This is a genomic window from Streptomyces sp. NPDC104096 (assembly GCF_055584385.1).
This window is the reverse complement of the sequence record NZ_JBVJMD010000008.1, coordinates 175,942-192,710: the sequence shown is the minus strand read 5'-3', so window position 1 is coordinate 192,710 and position 16,769 is coordinate 175,942. Positions and strand designations below refer to the sequence as shown.

At 74.1% G+C, this 16,769-nt stretch carries 13 protein-coding genes; 3 read left to right on the top strand and 10 right to left on the bottom strand.

Features of this window, described 5'->3' with window-relative positions:
- Positions 1 to 5 precede the first annotated feature (5 nt).
- The 5 genes from ACZ60B_RS12190 to ACZ60B_RS12170 all read right to left on the bottom strand — a co-directional run bounded on the left by ACZ60B_RS12190 (position 6) and on the right by ACZ60B_RS12170 (position 8,608).
- Entirely contained in the window at positions 6 to 2,576 is a 2,571-nt protein-coding gene (locus ACZ60B_RS12190) for an SWIM zinc finger family protein (protein ID WP_469385919.1), read from the bottom strand.
- Between the two features lie 89 nt (positions 2,577 to 2,665).
- Positions 2,666 to 5,503 carry a DEAD/DEAH box helicase gene (locus ACZ60B_RS12185; protein WP_469385962.1) on the bottom strand — a complete coding sequence of 946 codons (2,838 nt, stop codon included), beginning with the start codon at positions 5,501 to 5,503 and terminating at the stop codon, positions 2,666 to 2,668.
- Positions 5,504 to 5,655: 152 nt separating this feature from the next.
- The gene (locus ACZ60B_RS12180) at positions 5,656 to 6,249 is read right to left on the bottom strand and encodes a sugar kinase (protein WP_469385918.1); all 594 of its coding nucleotides are present in this window, start codon (positions 6,247 to 6,249) and stop codon (positions 5,656 to 5,658) included.
- A complete protein-coding gene (locus ACZ60B_RS12175) occupies positions 6,246 to 7,391 on the bottom strand; it encodes an ROK family glucokinase (RefSeq protein ID WP_469385917.1) in 1,146 nt (381 codons plus the stop codon). Before ACZ60B_RS12175 ends, ACZ60B_RS12180 begins: the two co-directional genes overlap by 4 nt.
- 479 nt (positions 7,392 to 7,870) lie before the next feature.
- Positions 7,871 to 8,608, bottom strand: coding sequence for a GntR family transcriptional regulator (locus ACZ60B_RS12170; protein WP_469385961.1), 738 nt, complete (start codon positions 8,606 to 8,608; stop codon positions 7,871 to 7,873).
- A gap of 140 nt (positions 8,609 to 8,748) precedes the next feature.
- Here ACZ60B_RS12170 and ACZ60B_RS12165 point away from each other — a divergent pair, with 140 nt between their 5' ends.
- Positions 8,749 to 9,771 (top strand): Gfo/Idh/MocA family protein, encoded by a 1,023-nt coding sequence (locus ACZ60B_RS12165; RefSeq protein ID WP_469385916.1) that lies wholly within the window; start codon positions 8,749 to 8,751, stop codon positions 9,769 to 9,771.
- Positions 9,772 to 9,984: 213 nt separating this feature from the next.
- On the opposite strand, the gene ACZ60B_RS12160 is transcribed toward ACZ60B_RS12165, so the two are convergent.
- On the bottom strand, positions 9,985 to 10,371 hold the full coding sequence (locus tag ACZ60B_RS12160; protein ID WP_469385915.1) for a guanyl-specific ribonuclease: 387 nt from the start codon (positions 10,369 to 10,371) through the stop codon (positions 9,985 to 9,987).
- Positions 10,372 to 10,594: 223 nt separating this feature from the next.
- The gene (locus tag ACZ60B_RS12155) at positions 10,595 to 11,410 is read right to left on the bottom strand and encodes an AIM24 family protein (RefSeq protein ID WP_469385914.1); all 816 of its coding nucleotides are present in this window, start codon (positions 11,408 to 11,410) and stop codon (positions 10,595 to 10,597) included.
- A 337-nt stretch (positions 11,411 to 11,747) separates the two neighbouring features.
- On the opposite strand from ACZ60B_RS12155, the gene ACZ60B_RS12150 reads away from it, so the two are divergent.
- The gene (locus ACZ60B_RS12150) at positions 11,748 to 12,755 is read left to right on the top strand and encodes a magnesium transporter CorA family protein (protein WP_469385960.1); all 1,008 of its coding nucleotides are present in this window, start codon (positions 11,748 to 11,750) and stop codon (positions 12,753 to 12,755) included.
- Between the two features lie 50 nt (positions 12,756 to 12,805).
- On the opposite strand, the gene alc is transcribed toward ACZ60B_RS12150, so the two are convergent.
- Both alc and allB read right to left on the bottom strand, forming a co-directional pair.
- Positions 12,806 to 13,945: an allantoicase gene (alc, locus tag ACZ60B_RS12145; RefSeq protein ID WP_469385959.1), complete on the bottom strand. Its 1,140-nt coding sequence runs from the start codon at positions 13,943 to 13,945 to the stop codon at positions 12,806 to 12,808.
- Positions 13,946 to 13,986: 41 nt separating this feature from the next.
- Positions 13,987 to 15,327, bottom strand: a complete 1,341-nt coding sequence (gene allB, locus ACZ60B_RS12140) for an allantoinase AllB (protein WP_469385913.1) — start codon at positions 15,325 to 15,327, stop codon at positions 13,987 to 13,989.
- A 315-nt stretch (positions 15,328 to 15,642) separates the two neighbouring features.
- Here allB and ACZ60B_RS12135 point away from each other — a divergent pair, with 315 nt between their 5' ends.
- Positions 15,643 to 16,443 (top strand): IclR family transcriptional regulator, encoded by an 801-nt coding sequence (locus ACZ60B_RS12135; protein WP_469385912.1) that lies wholly within the window; start codon positions 15,643 to 15,645, stop codon positions 16,441 to 16,443.
- 11 nt (positions 16,444 to 16,454) lie between these two features.
- Here ACZ60B_RS12135 and ACZ60B_RS12130 read toward each other — a convergent pair whose 3' ends face one another.
- Positions 16,455 to 16,742 (bottom strand): DUF5955 family protein, encoded by a 288-nt coding sequence (locus tag ACZ60B_RS12130; RefSeq protein WP_469385911.1) that lies wholly within the window; start codon positions 16,740 to 16,742, stop codon positions 16,455 to 16,457.
- Positions 16,743 to 16,769: the final 27 nt, after the last annotated feature.

Sequence of the window (16,769 nt, the reverse complement as noted above, 5' to 3'; positions counted from 1 at the left end):
GCCGGTCAGAGCTCGTCGCTGCCGCCCAGGCCGGTCAGGGCGCCGACCGGGTCGAGGTCGGGGGTGCCGCGGGGCCACCAGTCGTCGGCGCCGGGGTCCGACTCGTAGGCGTACCACAGGCCGTCGCGGCCGAAGCGGAGTTGGACCCGGCCCTGGGGGTGGGTGAGGCGGTTGCGGGCGGGGCGGAAGGCGGGCAGGTCGGCGGCGAGCAGCAGGGGGCGGGCGCGGTCGAAGCGTCCGGCGGGCGGGTCCCAGGGATCTTCGAGGACGGCGAGCCCTTCGAGCCCGCCCTGCCGCCAGGCGGCCACCGCGCGGGCCAGTTCGGCCGGGGTGCGGCCGACGGCGGCGGCGAGCGAGGAGTAGAGGGCGCGGGTGCCCGCGGTGAGTCCGGAACCGGGGCGGGCCGCGGCCAGCCGGACCGCGTCCTGCCACAGCGTCAGCTCTCCGGCCTCGTCGTGTCCGGTGCTCAGCAGGGCGTGGGCGCGGGCGGCGGCGTCGGTGGCCAGCTGGTCGAGCGCGAAGGGGTCGGGACCGCCCGGCGCGGAGGGGTAGACGGGCGGCTGCCCGGGATGGGTCGGCAGGGGCAGGGGGAGCGGCAGGGGCGGGAGTCGGCGCTCCGCCAGGACGTCGGTGGCCCGCACTCCGGGGAGCGGCTCGGGTTCTCTGTCCTGGGCGGCGCGGGCCGCTCGGGCGGCGCTCAGCCGGGACAGCGCGTCGAGCAGCTCGCGCTCGCCGCGGCCGCGCAGCAGGAGGAGCACGAAGGGGTCGGCGTCCAGCAGACGGGCCGTCTGGAAGCAGAGGGCCGCCGCGTGTTTGCAGGGGTGGCCGTGGTCGGGGCAGCTGCACTGCGGTTCCAGGTCGCCGGCGCCGGGCAGGAGGGGGACCCCGCAGTCGGCGAGGGACTGGGGCATCTCGCCGTCGAGCAGCGCGGCGATGTGCCCCGGGCGGTCGGCGGCAGCGTCCAGGAAGTGCTCCCAGTCGGTGTCGTCGAGGGTGCGCAGGCGCACCTGGACGCGGTACGGGCGGGGGCGGCTGCCCTGTACGTAGGCCAGCACGAGCCCGGGGGTCACCGTGATCGCGTCCACGTGTCCCTGTGCCGCGTAGGCCCTGCCGCGGGCCAGCCGCTTGGCGTCCAGCGCGCCCTCCTCCAGCGCGGCGACCCAGGCGTTCCCCCACCAGCTCTTGCCGAACCGGCCGTCCCCGCCCTCGCCCTCGCCGGTCAGGGGCGGGAAGGCGGGGAAGGTGCGGCGCAGGTCGCCGTCCCGGCGGGGGGAGGCCATGGACCGGGGGACGCGAGGAGCGGCGGCGGGTGCGGCGGGGGAGGGAGTGGGGAGTGCGGGTGATGCGGGCGGTACTGGAGGTGAGAAAGGTACGGGAGGCAGGGAGGGTACGGGAGGTGCCGTGGCGTCCGGGGCAGCGAGGTCCGAGGGGTCGACGCTCCCGGGGCCTACGCGCCCGGGGCCGACCGGCGCGCGACCGGAGGTCGGGGAACCGGTCTCGGGGGCGGCGGAGGTCCAGGGCTCGGACTCCGTCGGTGTCGTCGCGTCGGACGGCATCCGGAAGGCGTCGGCGAGCAGCGCCCTCAGTGCGCCGGCCCTGGCGCCGGGGGTGCCGGCGCGTGCGGGGGCTGGGTGCCGGGAGGCGTCCGGCTCGCGCCGGGGCGCGGCGTCGGAGCGCGGTTCCCCGGTGTCCGTGCGGGCCTGCCGCGCCTCGGCACGGGCGGCCCGCAACGCCTCTCGGGCGACATCCGCGGGGCGCGCGCGGCACGGCTCGGGCGCCCGCCCGCCGACCGTGGCAGGAGCGCTCGTCGAGGCGGCGGGCGGGGTGGGCGTGCCGGTCGTGCCGTCCTGCACGGGGCTCCCGGCGGGGGCGGCCCCGGCCTTCCCGAGACCGGCGGACATGCCAGGGCCGCCCTTCCCACGGCTCCCGGACACGCCAGGGCCGTCACCGGCCGTACCCATGGACGCACCGCTGTCCCCGATCCGGTCGCTGCCGGTATCGGTACCCGTGCCGGGGTCGGTGCCGGTACCCGTGCCGGTGCCGTGGTCAGTGCCCATGCCCGTGCCGGGGACGGGATCGGTGCTCGTGCCCACACCCACGCCCATGCCCGTGCCGGGGTCGGTGTCGGTGTCGGTGTCGGTGTCGGTGTCGGTGTCGAGGTCATAGTCGGCGCCCGCGCCAGGGCCGGTACCGGCACGGTGGCCGGTGCCGGACCCCACGGGGGCGCCAGGGTCCGTCTCCGCGCTCGCGCCCGAGTCCGCGCCCGTGGGGCGGCTCGCGGCCATGGCTCGGCGCAGTGCCGCGCGGGCCGCGTCGGCCGGTCCGGGTCGGCTGTGCTCGTGCTCCTCGGCAGCGGGGCGTCGCCCGGCCGGATCCCCGGTGCCGACAGGTTCCGTACGGACCGCGCGGTCCGGCGGGACCCGGCCGCCCTCCGGGTCTCCCCCGGCTCCCGCCCCGCCGGCCGCCGCGGCACCCCCGTCCGCACGTTCGCGCGCCGCCCGCAGGGCACGGCGTGCCGCGTCGGCCGGGCGTTCCTCGACGGCCGGCCGCGCCGCCTCGTCCGAGGAGTGGGGCACGGGCGCCGACGGTGCCTGCTCCGTGGCTGCCCTCCCGTTCGGCGGTTCCTCCGTCGGCGTCGCCCGCACCGGTGTCTCCTCCGTCCCCATCACGCCTCCCTGCGCAGCGACACCAGGTCGGTCAGCTCACGGTGCGTCAGTTCGGTGAGGGCCGACTCGCCGGAGCCGAGGATCGCGTCGGCGAGGGCGCGCTTGGACTCCAGCATCTGGGCGATGCGGTCCTCGACCGTGCCCTCGGTGATCAGGCGGTGGACCTGGACCGGCTGGGTCTGGCCGATGCGGTAGGCGCGGTCGGTGGCCTGTTCCTCGACGGCCGGGTTCCACCAGCGGTCGAAGTGCACGACATGGCCCGCGCGGGTGAGGTTGAGGCCGGTGCCGGCGGCCTTCAGGGACAGGACGAGGACCGGGGTCGCACCGCTCTGGAAGCGGTCCACCATGCGCTCGCGCTCCGGCACGGGTGTCCCTCCGTGCAGGAGGTCCATGGGGATCGCGCGGGCGGCGAGGTGGGCGGCGATCAGCCGGGCCATGCCGACGTACTGGGTGAAGACGAGCGCCGAGCCGTCCTCGGCCAGCAGGGTGTCCAACAGTTCGTCGAGCAGGGCGAGCTTGCCGGAGCGGGCGGCGAGCCGGTCGGCGGGCGGGGCCGCCTCCTTGAGATAGAGCGCGGGGTGGTCGCAGATCTGCTTCAGCGCGCCCAGCAGTTTCAGGACCAGCCCCCGGCGGGCGATCCCCTCGGCGGTCTCGATGGCGAGCAGCGACTCGCGCACCACCGCCTCGTAGAGCGCGGCCTGTTCACGGGTGAGCGGGACGGGGTGGTCGGTCTCCGTCTTGGGCGGCAGTTCGGGGACGATGCCGGGGTCGGACTTCTTGCGGCGGAGCAGGAAGGGGCGCACCAGCCGGGCCAGCCGGGCCACCGCCTCCTCGTCCTCGCCGTTCTCCACGGCGCGGGCGTGCCGGGCCCGGAAGGACTTCAGGGGGCCGAGGAGTCCCGGGGTCGTCCAGTCGAGCAGGGCCCAGAGTTCGGAGAGGTTGTTCTCGACAGGCGTGCCGGTGAGCGCCACGCGCGCGGGGGACTCGATGGTGCGCAACGCCTTCGCCGTGGCCGAGTAGGGGTTCTTGACGTGCTGTGCCTCGTCCGCGACGACCAGGCCCCAGCGCTGCCCGGCCAGGGTCGGCGCGGCCGAGCGCATCGTGCCGTACGTCGTGAGGACGAATCCGTCGGTCAGGTCCTCCAGGGTGCGGTCCGGGCCGTGGTAGCGGCGGACGGGGACGCCGGGGGCGAACCGGGTGATCTCCCGCTGCCAGTTGCCGAGCAGCGAGGCCGGGCACACCACCAGGGTCGGTTCGCTGCGGGCGCGCTGGAGATGCAGGGCGATGAGGGTGATCGTCTTGCCGAGTCCCATGTCGTCGGCGAGACAGCCGCCGAGGCCGAGGGAGGTCATCAGATCGAGCCAGGCCAGGCCGCGCAGCTGGTAGTCGCGCAGGGTGGCGGCCAGGCCCGGGGGCGGTTCGGCGGGCCGCACTCCGGCGGTCAGCCGGTCGCGCAGGGCGGCCAGGGCGCCGACCGGGACGGCCTCGACCGTCTCCCCGTCGACCTCCGCGCTGCCGGTGAGCGCGACGGACAGGGCGTCGACCGGGTCGAGCAGGCCCAGCTCGCGGCGGCGCGCCTTGCGGACGAGGGCCGGGTCGACCAGGACCCATCGGTCGCGCAGCCGTACGACCGGGCGGTGGGCCTCGGCGAGGGTGTCCATCTCGGCCTCGCTGAGCGGGTCGCCGCCGAGCGCCAGCTGCCAGCTGAACCGCAGCAGGTCCTCGCCCTCGAAGAAGCCGGTGCCGTCGGTCGCCGAGCCGGGCGCGGACCGCACGACCGCCGTGGCGGTCAGGTCCTGGGCCAGGTCGCGCGGCCAGTGCACGGCGACCCCGGCGGCCGCGAGCCGGCCGGCCGCGGCGCCGAGCAGGTCGCCCACCTCCTCCTCGGTCAGGGCCAGGACGTCGGGCGTGTCCTGCTCGGCGAGCCGGTCCAGCGGGGGCCAGACACGGGCGGCGCGCCGCACGGCGAGAGCGGCGTCCACCCGGGCGCGGGGGCCGAACGCGGTGTCCGCGTCGCCCGCCCACAGGGCCGCCGCGTCGGCCACGAGGGTGGGGTCGGCGAGGCTGTGCACCTGGAGGACGGCCGCGCCCGCGCTGCGCACCCGTTCGCCGGTGTCGAACAGGTCGTACGCCGACAGGTCCAGGCGCAGCGAGATCCGTACGCCCGCGTCCATGCCGGCGGCGACCTCGGCGGCCCAGTCGGCGGCGCCGGGCAGTCGCTGCGGGCGGCGGTCGGCGAAGGGTCTGCCGCAGGCGTACGGCGCGGCGGGGGTGCGCGGGAGGGTGTCCGCGACCGCGTCGAGGAAGGAACGCATCAGCGCCTCGGGCCGCGGCAGCCGCAGCGGCCCGGGGCCGGTCAGCGGCACGGCGTGTCCCTCGTACGGGAGGGCCGCGGCGACCGCCCGCAGATGGGCGATGTCGTCGGGGTCCAGGGGGCCGGCCCGCCAGGCGTCGTGGCCGGTGCGGGTGAGTCCGGGCAGCAGCCGACCGCGGGCGGTGAGTCGCAGCGCGTGCAGGGCGGCCGCGCCCCAGCAGGCGGTGGCGGGGTGGGCCGCGGGGTCGCGGCGGGCCCGTACGAGCAGGGGCAGGGCCTGGTCCAGCGGCAGCGACAGCGCGGGGGCCTGCCTGCGGCGGACCGAGGCGCCATGGCGTCGTACGACGGTGAGTTCGGTGCGTTCGGCGGGCTCGGCGGTGTCCGCGGGCAGCGGCGCGTCCGCCGGGTCCCAGAACGCGACGCGGCCGTCGCGCGGGAGAGGGGCGGGCAGGAAGACGGCCGCGAGCCGCAGGGGGACGCTCTCGCGCTCCTGCGCGCGCCCGACCGTGTCGCGCGTGCCCACCGTCCCGCTCGCGTCCACCGTCCCGCTCGCGTCCACCGTCCCGCTCGTACCCACTGTCCACCTCCCGCCCGTGGTCCGGATCAACCGTCTTCGACTCTACGGGCGGGGTCCGACAATCGGCTCCGGTGGCCGGACCGGGCCGGCCGGACCGGTCAGGGGACCGCGCGCGAGACGACGTAGATCATGGGGTACTTGGGGTTGGACGTGTTCACCACCACGTCCTGCGTCGGCTGCGGGTTCTTCTGCCGGTGGACGAAGCCCCAGTACGGGCCGGGGCGGGCGGCCGGGCCGCTGAAGTCCCAGCCGGTGACCTTCCGGTCGCGGGCGCCGATGACGATGTCGTCCCGCTTCAGCCGGTCCCGGTCGGTGCCGAGCTCCGCGAGGAAGGCGTCCAGGCCGGCCTGCGTGGTCTGGAACTGCACGTAGAGACGGCTGGTCTTCCAGTTGTTGGTCTCGTAGTAGGCGACCTGGTTCGACGGGTGCGGGACCGGCACCTGGTAGAGGCGGCGCTGCACCTTGGAGGGCCAGCCCGCGGTCAGGCCGGTCGCCGAGTACTTCTTCTCCTTGTCCTTGCCGCTGTCGCGGCTCTGGTCGGCGGAGATCACCAGATAGCCGGCCGGTACGCCGATGAGCAGCACGATGATCAGCAGGGTGAGCGCCCTGCGGCGGTTGCGGTGCCTGCGGTCCTCGACCGGACGGGGCGGCTCGCCGGGGGGTGCGGCCTGGCGGGGCAGTGCGGTGGTCATGCGGTGTCCTGGGTGCGGCGGGCCTCGGAGTACTTCTCGTAGCGTTCGTACCGTTCCACCCGGCGCCGTTTGGCGCGGCGGAAGCGGCGGGCGACCAGCCGGGCGAGGTCGGCGGCGCCGACCATGCCGGCCTCGGGACCGAGCTGGGCGCGCGCGATGCGGGCCTCGGGGCGGTAGCCGCGGCCGGTGAGCTGGCGCCGGAAGGCGTCGCGCGCCGGGCCGATCAGCAGGTCGTCGGCCGCGGAGACACCGCCGCCGATCACGAAGCAGGACGGGTCGAGCGCCGCCGCCAGGTTGGCGATGCCGACGCCGAGCCACTGGCCGATCTCCTGGAGCAGCTCGATGCACATGGCGTCGCCGTCACGCGCCAGCTCGGTGATCATCGGACCGGTGATGTCGCCGATGTTGCCCTTGACGTGCTCGATGATCCCGTACGCCACCGGGGAGTCGGCCGCGGCCAGCTCCCGGGCCTCCCGGACCAGCGCGTTGCCGGAGCTGTACTGCTCCCAGCAGCCGCGGTTGCCGCACGGGCAGCGGTGGCCGCCGGGCACCACCTGCATATGGCCGAACTCGCCGGCGACCCCGAACTTGCCGCGCTTGACCTGCCCGCCCTCCAGGATCGCGCCGCCGATACCGGTGCCGAGGGTGATCATGACGAGGTGGTCCTCGCCGCGTCCCGCGCCGAAGCGCCACTCGGCCCAGGCTGCCGTGTTGGCGTCGTTGTCGACGAGCACGGGCACCGACAGACGGCCGGAGAGGCGGTCGCGCAGCGGCTCGTTGCGCCAGGACAGGTGGGGCGCGAACAGGATGCGGTTGCGGTCGGCGTCGACCCAGCCGGCCGCGCCGATGCCGACCGCGTGCACGTCGTGCCGGTCCGACAGGTCCAGGACCAGTTCGACGATGGTGTCCTCGACGACCTTCGGGCTCTTGGACTTGTCCGGGGTCTCCGCGCGGACCTTCTCCAGGATGTTGCCGTCTGCGTCGACGACGCCCGCCATCACCTTCGTACCGCCGATGTCGATGCCGACCGTGGGCACCCGCGGCGCGGTGAGGTGCGAGCGGCGCTCGCGGGTGCCCACGGTACGCAGCACGGGGGCTCGGCGGGAGCCGATGGGGGCGCTGAGGTCGCGGTAGGTGCTCATCAGGCCCGATTGTGCCTCACCGCTCCGGCCGGTGGGTCCGGGCGACGGGGGCCGGTGTGCGGCGCGGCCGCCCGCGCGGCCGCCACCGCTCGCGGAGCCCGCGGGGGCGCGCCCGCGGCCCGGTCGCGCCTCGGCGCCGCCCCGTGCGCCGGTGCCCGCCGCGGCTCGTGCCGCAGGTCGTCCGGCTCTTCGCCGCCCGCCGTGGCGCCGGTCGGCTCCGCCACGGCGGCGTCCGGGCGGGCGCGGTCGCCGGCCGTCGTGCCGCGCCTCGAGCGGTACGGGACGGTCGCGCGTCGGGCGGGTGCGACGAGGGTTGCGGGTGATGAACACAACACCGGGACGCTCCTCCCGTGCCGTCGCCACGGAACCCGCACATTTGCCCGCCCGGTGACCGGGGAGCGTGCGGCGGTCACATTGTCCTGACATTGCGGCGAAAGGGGTGCGCGCAAGCGCGGGGAGGACGGTCGCGGGCCGCGGGATCAGGGGCGTACGAGCAGCTGGAACTCGAACGCGTAGCGGCTCGGGCGGTAGAGGTGGTCGCCGAACTCGACCGCGCGGCCGGTGTCGTCGAAGGTCGTGCGCTGCATGGTGAGCAGGGGGGCGCCCTCGGGCTCGGTGAGCCGCTCGGCCTCCGCGGCGGTGGCGGCGCGCGCGCCGATGGACTGGCGGGCGCTGTGCAGGGTGATCCCGGCGGAGCGCATCATCCGGTACAGGCCGGTGGCCTCCAGCCGAGCGGTGTCCAGGTCGAGCAGTCCGGGCGGCAGGTGGTTGCACAGGTAGGCCATCGGCTCCCCGTGCGCGAGCCGCAGCCGCTCCACCCGGTGCACCTCGCTGCCCTCGGGCACCCCGAGCGCGGTGGCGACCCCGGCGGTGGCCGGGACGACGGTGTTGACGAACACCCGGGTCGCCGGGCGCCGGCCGGCCGCCTCCAGGTCGTCGAAGAGGCTGCTGAGCTCCAGCGGGCGCTTGACCTGGCTGTGGACCACCTGCGTGCCGACGCCCCGGCGGCGTACCAGCAGGCCCTTGTCGACGAGCGACTGGATGGCTTGGCGGACGGTCGGACGGGACAGGCCGAGCCGTGCGGCGAGCTCGATCTCGTTGCCGAGCAGACTGCCGGGGGTGAGCGTGCCGCGCTCGATCGCGGCCTCCAGCTGCCGGGACAGCTGGAAGTACAACGGCACGGGGGAACTGCGGTCCACACCCAGCTCCAGCCGCACGGTGGGGTCCACTTCTGGTTTCGGCACGGTGCGAGCGTAGCCCCGTGGCCGGTTGACGGGAAGTTGTGTAGTCCGGTTGTCCGGACATGCGTCTTGACAGTGCATTGACAGCGCGCGGGGTCAGCCACCAGGTTGTTCCCATGCGCATCGGTGTCATCGGTACAGGTCGGATCGGCGCGATCCATGCGAACACGCTCAGCCGTAATCGCGAGGTCGGTTCACTGATCCTCACGGACGTGAACCCCGCGAGAGCCCAGGAGTTGGCGAACAGACTGGGCGAGACGGCGGCGCCGGGGGTGGACGAGATCTTCACCTGGGGCGTGGACGCCGTGGTGATCACGGCGACGACATCGGCCCACGCCGAACTGATCGGCCGGGCGGCACGCTCGGGACTGCCGGTCTTCTGCGAGCAGCCCATCTCCCTCGACCTGCCCAACACGCTGCACGCCCTCGCCGAGGTCGAAGCTGCTGGAACGATCCTTCAGATGGGTTACCAGCGCCGCTTCGACGCGGGGTACAAGGGGGCCCGCGAGGCGATCTTCTCGGGCCGGCTCGGTCGGCTGCACACCATCAGGGCCGTGACCTCCGACCAGTCCCCGCCCCCGGCCGCCTGGCTGCCGCAGTCCGGCGGGCTGTACCGGGACGCGCTGATCCACGACTTCGACGTCCTGCGCTGGCTGACCGGTCGCGAGGTCGTGGACGTCTACGCCACCGGGTCCGACGCCGGTCCCGCGATGTTCCGCGCGGCGGGCGACATCGACACGGCCGCGGTGGTCCTCACGCTCGACGACGGCACCCTCGCGACGGCGACCGCGACCCGTCTGAACGGCGCCGGCTACGACGTCCGCATGGAACTGGCCGGGGAACTGGACCAGATCGTGGTCGGTCTGGACGACCGTACGCCGATCGCGTCCACGGAACCGACCGGGCCGCCGGCCGCGGACCGGCCGTGGACGGGCTTCCTGGAGCGCTTCAAGCCCGCCTACGAGGCCGAACTGTGCGCGTTCGTCGAGGTGGCGCGCGGTGAGCTCGCCAACCCGTGCGACGGCCGCGAGGCCCTTCAGGCCCTCAGGATCGCGGAGGCCTGCGAGGTGTCCCGGCGCGAGCGCAGGTCGGTCGGCCTCGCGGAGATCCCGGGCGGAGTGATGCCGTCGTTACGGTGAGCGGATCCGACGGATGACGGGTCCCACCGGAGCCGGATCGGCGGAGGGCGGGGGCGGCGGAGAGACGCGGAGGCCGTACGGCCGGAGAGGTCGTACGGCCGGAGAGGTCGTACGGCCGGAGAGGTCGTACGGCCGGAGGTCCGGTTGCGTGGGGGCTCGGACCTCCGGCCGGTCGCGCCGTTCCTGCGCGTCAACCGTTGACGGGCGGCCTTCTCAGCAGCCGTAGTTGATCAGGTTGAACGTGACGTAGTGGTCCGCGGTGTAGTAGTCCTCGTCGGTCTTCTTACCGGTCACGATGCGACGCGCTCCGCGCGTGGACGACCCGGGGGTCTTCACCGTGTACTCGTGGTAGTAGCCGGTCGCCTGCGAGGGCAGCACGCCCTCCCGGTTCTGGAAGACCGCCCCGTCCTGCGAGTACGGGAACGGGCCGCCCTTCTCGATGAGGGCGAGGGTGTCGTACGCCTGGGACGGCAGCTTGGAGTAGCAGATGCTGCCGACCGCGGCGTTCGCCGTCGTGGCGGAGACGGTGCCGCCGACGAGCAGGGCGGAGAGGACGGCGGCCGAGGCGCCGATGCGGGTGATTCGTGGGGGGAATCTCATGCCCTCATGATGACGCGCGTAGAGAGTGGCATGTCAATGACAAGTCTGCGGATTTTGCCGTCAAGTCCGATGAGTTTTCGGGGAGTTAACCTGAGTTCGCCCTTCGCCGCGGGCTCGTTCAGGCCATGGCGAGGCGCGGCCTCCGGGCGTACGGCCGGAAGGCCGCGCCTCGCCGTCGGGGCGGTCCCCCGTCGGTACCCGCGGCCCACCCGCCTCACCCGTCTCACCCGGCGTGGGTCGAGAACAGACCGCCCGTCGGGCCCTGCTTGTCGCCGCCCTGGGCCTTCTTCAGGGCGTTGGCGAGGCCCTCGATGGTGAGCGACTGGAGGATGACGCGGCCGCGGCCCTCCAGGGTCGCCAGGGACAGGCCCTCGCCGCCGAAGACCGCGTTCATCAGGCCCTGGCGGTTGAGGCCGCCGACTCGCTGGACGCCGTAGCGGATGCCCTCCTCGAAGGCGACGACGCAGCCGGTGTCGACCTCGATACGGCCGCCGAAGTCGGAGGGGTCCAGGTCGATGAAGTTGCCGGCGCCGGCGATGATCACCGTGCCCCGGCCGGTGAACTTCTCCAGGACGAAGCCCTCGCCGCCGCTCATGCCGGTGCGGCCGCTCCGGAAGGCGATGCCGAAGTCGACGGTGGACTCGGCGGCCACGAAGGCGTCCTTCTCCGCGAACCACGCGCGGCTGCCGTCGAGCTCCAGGGCGCGCATCTCGCCGGGCAGCACACCGGCGAAGCCGACCGTGCCCTCGTCGCCCCGGGCGGTGAAGTACTGGAACGCCAGCGACTCGCCCGCGAGGGCGCGCTGACCGGCCTGCATGGCCGTCCCCATGGCCTGGCGCAGCATGCCGCCCATGCCGCCGCCCCCGCCGGGCTGCTGCGCACCGCCGCCTCCCGACGGCCCGGAGAGCCGGGTCTCCATGGTCACGTTCGTGGTCTTGAAGAGGAACTTCCCGGCCTCGCAGTACGCGGTCTGGCCGGGGCGCAGGCTGACGACCGCCATCTGCATGGCGTTACCGACGATGTCTTGCCGAAGAGTCACGACAGGAGAACGCGGGAAGCGGACGAAAGAGTTCCGGTCGCCGCCGCACCCGGCCCTCACCGCACCCGGCCGCCCTCCCGACCGACCTTCGAGGGCGCGCCGCCTTCCGGGGACACGGCGCCCGCCCGCCCGGAACACGGCACTCGCCCGCCCGGGACACGGCACCCGCCCGCCCGGGACACGGCGCCCGCGGTGTTCGGCCGTCCTCGCGGGCTTCGACGGTAAGGTGCCGGGGACGTTGCAGTTTGCACCTGCCGAGGTGTCCGGTGCCGCGCCGGGAGCGCCACCGCCGGCCCGCCATCCACGGTGAGGGACGATGATCGTATCGGTGGTGTCGATGCCGGAAGGTGTCGTCACCCGCACAGGACTGGCGCAGGCCCGTGAGCGCCTCCAGGCCTCCGGTCTCGTGATCGTGGCCGTCGAGCAGGAGGACGACGACCCGCCGTGCGACGACCCGCCGCTGTCCCGGCTGCTCGGCGTGGAGGACGAGGCCTGGGAGTGGTTCGGCGAACCGCAGGACGCGGTGCGGGCCGAGTACCACGGCGACTTCGCCGCGTGCGTCGTACCGGTGGTCCACGGCGGCCGCCGCATCACCCACGTGCAGGTGCTGGTCGGTCCCCGGCACCTCGTCATCGTCCACCGGGGGCCCGCCGACGCGGTCGACACCTTCGTCGGCCGGCTGCCGGTGGACACGCCCGCCGACTCGTTCACCGCGCTGTTCCTGTTTCTCCAGGGTGTGCTGGAGACCTTCCGGCGGGCCGTCACGGACTCCCATCTGGAGGTCGAGGACCTCGAGGAGGCGATGTTCGTGGAACGGCGCCCCGAGCAGGTCCGGATGCTGGCCCGGGTGCGTCGGCGCGCGGCGCAGCTGCATCGCGCGTTCCTGCCCTACGCCGCGCTGGCGCAGGAGGTCCTGGTCCGCCGCCGGATGACGAACCACGGCCTCACGGACGAGCGGCGGGCGCTGAACAGCTTGCACGAGCACACCGTGCAGCTGGTGCTCCTGGAGATCGAGTCGCTGCGGGACGCCGCCCGACGGGCCGCCGGCAGCTACGCGTCGCTCATCGCCGACCAGCAGAACGTCGTGATCAACCGGCTCACCATCGTGTCGATGATCTTCCTGCCGCTGTCCTTCCTGACCGGGTTCTTCGGGATGAACTTCGCCTTCCTGACCAACAGGATGGAGAGCGAGGACTCGTTCCTGGCGCTCGGCCTGGGGCTTCAGCTGATCGCCGTCATCATGGCCCTGTACTACGTGCTGTACCGCACGCACTGGCGGCAACTGCGCGTCAGCCGCGCCCGCGACACCCTGGACGACCTGGACACCCTCGACTCCCAGCCCTGACCGGGGCGACCGACCCGAGCCCCGGCCCCCCGGGTGCCGCCCGAGCCGCCTCAGCCGCCGAGTTCCTGGTACCGCGCGGTGAGCGCGGCCGTGCCCTCCCGTGTCAGGGAGCCGAACAGCCGCAGCCGGGAGATGCCGCCGTCCGGGAAGATGTCCACGCGCGCGTGCGTGCCGACGGCGGGGTCCGACAGGACGAAGCGGTGGCCGGTGTCGGGCTGGAGCCGGGTGCGGGGCAGGATCTCGGTCCAGTCGCCGTCCTCGCCGTCCTTCACCGACACCGACGCCCAGCCCGCCGCGTTCCCCTTCAGATACGCCGTGTCGATCTCGATCGCGCGGATCGCGGACCGGGCGGCCAGCCGGTAGCGGATCCAGTCGTTGCCGGTGTCACGGCGGCGGCGGGTCTCCCAGCCCTCGTCCATCCGGCGGGCACGGCCCGGCCTGATGGTGTTCGCCGCCGGGGAGTAGAACAGGTCCGACGCGTCCTCGGCCCGGCCGCCGTTCTCCAGGGCGACCACGTCGAAGGTGCCGAGCACCGCCAGCCACGCGGGGTCGGGCACGACCTCCCCGTACACCCGCAGACGCGCGATGCCGCCGTCGGGATGCTGGTTGACGCGCAGGTGGGTGAGGCGCTGTTCGACCGAGACGGCGAACCCGTTCGCCGCGTGGCCGCCGACCTCGGTGCGCGGGACGAGCGTCGTCCACTTCACGTCGTCGCCGAGCAGCTCCTCCGGGGACGGGGAGCCCGGCACGGACGCGCCCTCGACCGACACCGCCCGGGGGTGGTTGCCGCGGAAGTGGGCGGTGTCGACGACGACGCCCCGGACGACGCCGGGCGCGCCGAGGCGGACCAGCGCCCAGTCGTGGTCCTCGGCCGTCGGCCAGGGGTGCTCGGCCGAGACACCGCGCCGCCGGCGCGTCTCCCAGCCGTCCATGATCTTGCCCTTGTGTCCGAAGCGCTCGGGGTCGAACTCGGCGGGGCCGGGCAGCAGCAGGTTCTCCCGCTGGGCGAAGAACTCGTCGTTGGCGGCGACGACGGCGCCCCCGAGCCGCCGGTCGGCGAGGTCGGTGTGGCGGGTGAAGGGGAAGTCGGCGGTGCGGTAGTCCGCGTACGGGTCACCGCCGCCGTAGGGGTTCGCGTCGCCGGTGAAACGGACCGGGGGGAGTTCGTGCTGCGCCGTCACGGTGATCAGGTGTTCCTCTCGGGCGCCGGCCGCCGCGGGGGCGGGACGGATCAGGGGGTGCGGGTCAGCAGTCGGCCTTTCGGCGCGGTGAACACGCCGTCCGCGAAGATGCGTTCTCCGCGCAGCCAGGTGGACTTCACGACCCCGTGGAGGGTCTTGCCCGCGTACGCCGTGACGCGGTTGCGGTGCTGGAGCGCCGCCGGGTCCACGGTGAACGTCTCGTCGGGGGCGAGGACGGCGAAGTCGGCGTCGTGGCCCGGCGCGACGGCGCCCTTGCGGCCGTCCAGTCCGACCAGCCGTGCCGTGCGGGCGGACATCCAGCGCACGACGTCGTCCAGGCCGTGGCCGCGGTTGCGCGCCTCGGTCCAGACGGCCGGCAGGCTGAGCTGAAGGCCGGAGATGCCGCCCCAGGCGGTGGCGAAGTCGTCGGTCTTCAGGTCGGCCGTCGACGGCGAGTGGTCGGTGACCACGCAGTCGACGGTGCCGTCCGCCAGCGCCCGCCAGAGCAGGTCCTGGTTGGCCGCCTCGCGGATCGGCGGGCAGCACTTGAACGCGCTGGCGCCGTCGGGGACCTCCTCCGCGGTCAGGGTCAGGTAGTGCGGGCAGGTCTCGACGCTGACCCGCACGCCCTGGGCCTTGGCGGCGGCGATCAGCGGCAGCGCGTCGCCGGAGGACAGGTGCAGGACGTGCACGCGCGCGTCCAGTCGCTCGGCCTCCGCGACGAGCGCGGCGACGGCGCTGTCCTCCGCGTCGCGCGGGCGTGAGGCGAGGAAGTCGGCGTACCTGGGGCCGCCGCGCCGCGGGGCGGTGTCCAGGTGGTGCGGATCCTCGGCGTGCACGATCAGCAGGCCGCCGAACCCGGCGATCTCGGCGAGCGAGCGCCCGAGCCGGTCCCGGTCGAGGTGCGGGAACTCGTCCACGCCCGACGGGGACAGGAACGCCTTGAAACCGAAGACTCCGGCGTCGTGCAGCGGGCGCAGGTCCCCGACGTTGTCGGGCAGGGCGCCGCCCCAGAAACCGACGTCGACGTGCGCCTTGTCGGCGGCGACCCGCTGTTTCGTACGGAGGTGCTCGACGGTCGTCGTCGGCGGGAGGGAGTTGAGCGGCATGTCGACCAGGGTGGTGATGCCGCCGGCCGCCGCCGCGCGCGTGGCGGTCCAGAAGCCCTCCCACTCGGTGCGGCCCGGGTCGTTGACGTGGACGTGGGTGTCGACCAGGCCGGGCAGCAGGACGTCGTCGCCGAGGTCCTCCAGCCGGGCCCCGGACGGCACCTCGGCGTCGTACGGCAGCACGGCCGTGATCTTCCCGGCGCGGACCGCGACCGAGGCGGCGCGTGTCCCTTCCGGAGCGACGACGCGCCTCGAGCGCAGCACCAGTTCGGCGTCGGACACCTGACCCCTCTCTCTGCCGTCGTTCGGTCTCTGCTGCTGTTCGGTCTCTCTGTCGCTGTTCGGTTCCGCGTTCTTCCGGGACACGGGATTTACTTCCACGTAACGGAATTCAACTTTCTGTTGAAGGAGTCTTCACTCCCGCCTCCGCGCCGTCAAGAGCACCCTCGCCCACAGTGGACCGCATGCCGCCGTTCCTGCGATTTTCCATATGTCGGAACCGTATTTCTGACAAGCAGAACGTAGTTCCGCCTCCACGGGCGGCCTGCCTGCCGCCGGGTAGGCTGCTGATCTCCGCCACGCCGAAAGGAACGCGCCGTGCCGACGTCCAGCGCCAGCACCACCGACTCCGCCAAGTCCGCCAGTGGTGGGGTCCAGTCCCTGGAGCGCGCCTTCGACCTGCTGGAGCGGATGGCGGACGCGGGCGGCGAGGTCGGACTGAGCGAGCTCTCGGTGAGCAGCGGGCTGCCGCTGCCCACCATCCACCGCCTGATGCGCACCCTGGTGGCCTGCGGTTACGTACGCCAGCAGGCCAACCGCCGGTACGCGCTCGGTCCGCGGCTGATCCGGCTCGGCGAGTCCGCCTCGCGGCTGCTCGGCACCTGGGCCCGGCCCTACCTGGCCCGCCTGGTGGACGAGACCGGCGAGACGGCGAACATGGCGCTGCTCGACGGGGACGAGATCGTGTACGTGGCGCAGGTGCCGTCGAGGCACTCGATGCGCATGTTCACCGAGGTCGGCCGGCGGGTCCTGCCGCACTCCACGGGCGTGGGCAAGGCACTGCTGGCCGACTTCCCCGACCACGAGGTACGGGCCCTGCTCGGCCGTACCGGCATGCCCGCGGCGACGGAGAAGACGATCGTCACGCCCGAGGGCTTCCTCGCGGCCCTGGAGGAGGTACGGCAGGCCGGGTACGCCGTCGACGACAACGAGCAGGAGATCGGCGTGCGCTGCCTCGCGGTCTGCGTGCCGGACTCCCCCACCGCCGCCGCGATCTCGATCTCCGGCCCGGCGGGCCGGGTCACCGAGGCGGCCACGGAGCGGATCGTGCCGGTCCTCCAGCAGGTCGCCCGGGAACTGTCGGAGGCGCTGGCCGGCTCGGGCACCGCCAGCGGGTAGCCCGGCGAAGTTCAGCGCCGCGGGGGCTCGCCGAAGAGCTCGACCGCCGTACGGACGTCCGCCAGGCCCTGCGCCAGCGCGCTGACCGAACCGATGGCGCCCGCGATCAGCAGTAACGAGCGGCGCAGACGCGGAATTTCCGGGGCGCCCCCGGCCGTCATGGCGTTCAGTGCGGCGAGTTCGTCCTCGGCGATGTCCCGGTCGGAGAACTCCACCGGATGGGCGGCCAGTTCGCGACGCAGCCGGGACACCGCGGAGCGCAGCCCCGCCACCCGCGGATCCTCGTCGCTCCCGGTCACAGACTTCTGCTCCGCACTCCGCAACAC